Source organism: Variovorax boronicumulans NBRC 103145 (assembly GCF_001591345.1).
GTDB classification, from domain to species: Bacteria; Pseudomonadota; Gammaproteobacteria; order Burkholderiales; family Burkholderiaceae_C; genus Variovorax; species Variovorax boronicumulans.
Genome location: NZ_BCUS01000245.1, coordinates 1 through 2,214, shown reverse-complemented (window position 1 = coordinate 2,214; position 2,214 = coordinate 1). Strand labels below are relative to the sequence as shown.

2 protein-coding genes and 1 pseudogene are annotated in these 2,214 nt (G+C 68.8%); all 3 read left to right on the top strand.

Annotated elements, in window-relative coordinates; translation table 11 throughout:
- On the top strand, positions 1 to 1,291 hold a 1,291-nt coding region (locus tag VBO01S_RS31270; protein ID WP_157627548.1), incomplete at its 5' end, for a DUF748 domain-containing protein.
- A 28-nt stretch (positions 1,292 to 1,319) separates the two neighbouring features.
- On the top strand, positions 1,320 to 1,484 hold the full coding sequence (locus VBO01S_RS32605) for a hypothetical protein (RefSeq protein WP_157627547.1): 165 nt from the start codon (positions 1,320 to 1,322) through the stop codon (positions 1,482 to 1,484).
- Positions 1,481 to 2,214, top strand: a pseudogene (locus VBO01S_RS31265) (DUF349 domain-containing protein); the annotation flags it as partial. The gene VBO01S_RS32605 and the pseudogene VBO01S_RS31265, both read left to right, overlap by 4 nt.

Sequence of the window (2,214 nt, the reverse complement as noted above, 5' to 3'; positions counted from 1 at the left end):
GGTCGGCGGCGCGCCCGAGCCTGCGCCGGCTGCCTCCGCACCGGCCGTGGCTGCCGCGCCGGCAGCCGACAGCGGCCCGGCGCCGGTCATCAACTTCGGTCCGATGAGCCTGGTCAACGGCAAGATCGACTTCACTGACCTGTTCGTCAAGCCCAACTACTCGGCCGACCTGAGCGAGCTGACCGGCAAGCTCAGTTCCTTCTCGTCGAACCCGCCGAACGGGCAGGGCGGTCGACCGGCGCTGGCCGACCTCGAGTTGCGCGGCAAGGCGCAGCAGACCGCGGCGCTGGAAATCACCGGCAAGCTCAATCCGCTGGCCAAGCCGCTCGAACTCGACATCACGGCCAAGATGCGCGACCTCGACCTCGCGCCGCTGTCGCCGTACTCGGTGCGCTACGCGGGCCACGGCATCGAGCGCGGCAAGATGAGCATGGACGTCAACTACAAGATCGCGCCCGACGGCCAGCTCACCGCCACCAACAAGCTGGTGCTCAATCAGCTGAAGTTCGGCGACGAGGTCGCTGGTGCGCCCAACAGCCTGCCCGTGCGCCTGGCCGTGACGCTGCTGGCCGATCGCAACGGCGTGATCGATGTCGACCTGCCGCTGCGCGGCTCGCTCAACGACCCGCAGTTCAGCATCGGCCCGTTGATCTTCAAGGCGGTGGTCAACCTGATCGTCAAGGCTGTGACCGCGCCGTTCAGCCTGCTGACCGGCGGCCTGGGCGGTGGCGGCAGCGGCGACTCGAGCGCCATCACCTTCGAGCCCGGCAGTTCCACGCTCAGCAGCGGCGCCAAGGAAAGCCTGGACAAGGTCGTGAAGGCCCTGACCGAGCGGCCGACGCTGCAGATGACGGTGGTGGGTACCTCCAGCCTCGAGAAGGAGCGCGACGCCTACCAGCGCCAGCGCCTGCGCCAGCTGACCCAGGCCGAGAAGCGCCGCGTCGCGGTGCGCGGCGGCCAGACCGGCACCGAGGTGGCGCCGGTGACCGATGCCGAATACCCGGAGCTGCTCACGGCCGTCTACAAGCGCTCCGACATCACCAAGCCGCGCAACATGGTCGGCCTGGCCAAGGACCTGCCGGTGAAGGAAATGGAAAACCTGCTGCTGGCCAGCGTGCCGGTCGACGAGGAATCGATGCGCCAGCTCGCCGTCGAGCGTGGCGCCGTGGTGCGCGACTACCTGCTGGCGCAGAAGCTGCCGAGCGAGCGCCTGTTCCTGGGGGCCGTGCGCACCACGGCCAGCGGCAACGACTGGAAGCCCGGCGCCGAGCTGAGCCTGACCATGAAATAGCCGGCGGGGCCTGGCTTTTCGCCTCGCCTTGCCATATATCCTGCGGGCCTTTTTCAGCCCGCTGAACGGTGCGCGCCGCAGTTCCGACACGGAATTCGGCGGGCTGTTCGCCAACTGGGTGAAAATGTCGATGTGCGCCGGCCTTTGCCGGCGCCTTCGCTTTCTCTACCAAGACAACGATTTCGCGCAGTGACCTCTACTTCTTCCAAGCCACACGACCTCCAGGCCCTCGACACGCTCACCGGCGGCGCCTTCACCGCGCCAACCTCGGGCGAGCGCGCCGCGCGCATCCGCGACTGGCTCGCGGGCAACCCTTCGTCCGAGCAGATGCAAGAGGTCTTCAAGGAGTTGAGCGGCCGCGACAAGGGCGCCGCGCGCCTGCTGCGCGAAAAGCTCGACGAAATCAAACGCGCCAAGGGCCAGGAAGCCATCGCCGCCGAATGGGCGCAGAAGGCCGAAACGCTGCTGGCGCAGTCCAAGCTCAACATCGCCGACGCACTGGCCTGGCAGCGTGACGCCGCCAAGGCCGGCGCGCCGCTGTCGCGCGAACCGCTGGCCGGGCTGAAGGCCCAGTTGGCCGAGCGCGTCAAGGGCATCGAAGACCTGCAGCACCGCGCGCAGGTCCACCGCGAAGCCGCCGTCTTGCTGGCGCAGCGCTTCGAAGTGCTGTCCACCAAGGGCTGGAAGGACGCCCAGGCCGCCGAGGAATCGCTGCGCGCCGACGTGACCCACTGGCAGCAGCAGGCCGCCGACATCGTGGCCGATGCCAACTGGAACAGCCTCGACGCCAAGTTCGCCCCCCAGCTCGAAGCTTCCAAGTCGCAGCTGCTCGTGGTGTCCGATTCGTTCCACGGCGCGCTGGCGCAGGCCGTTGCCGCCGCGGCCGATGCCGCCGCGCCGCTGCCGCCGGTGCCCGTCTGGGC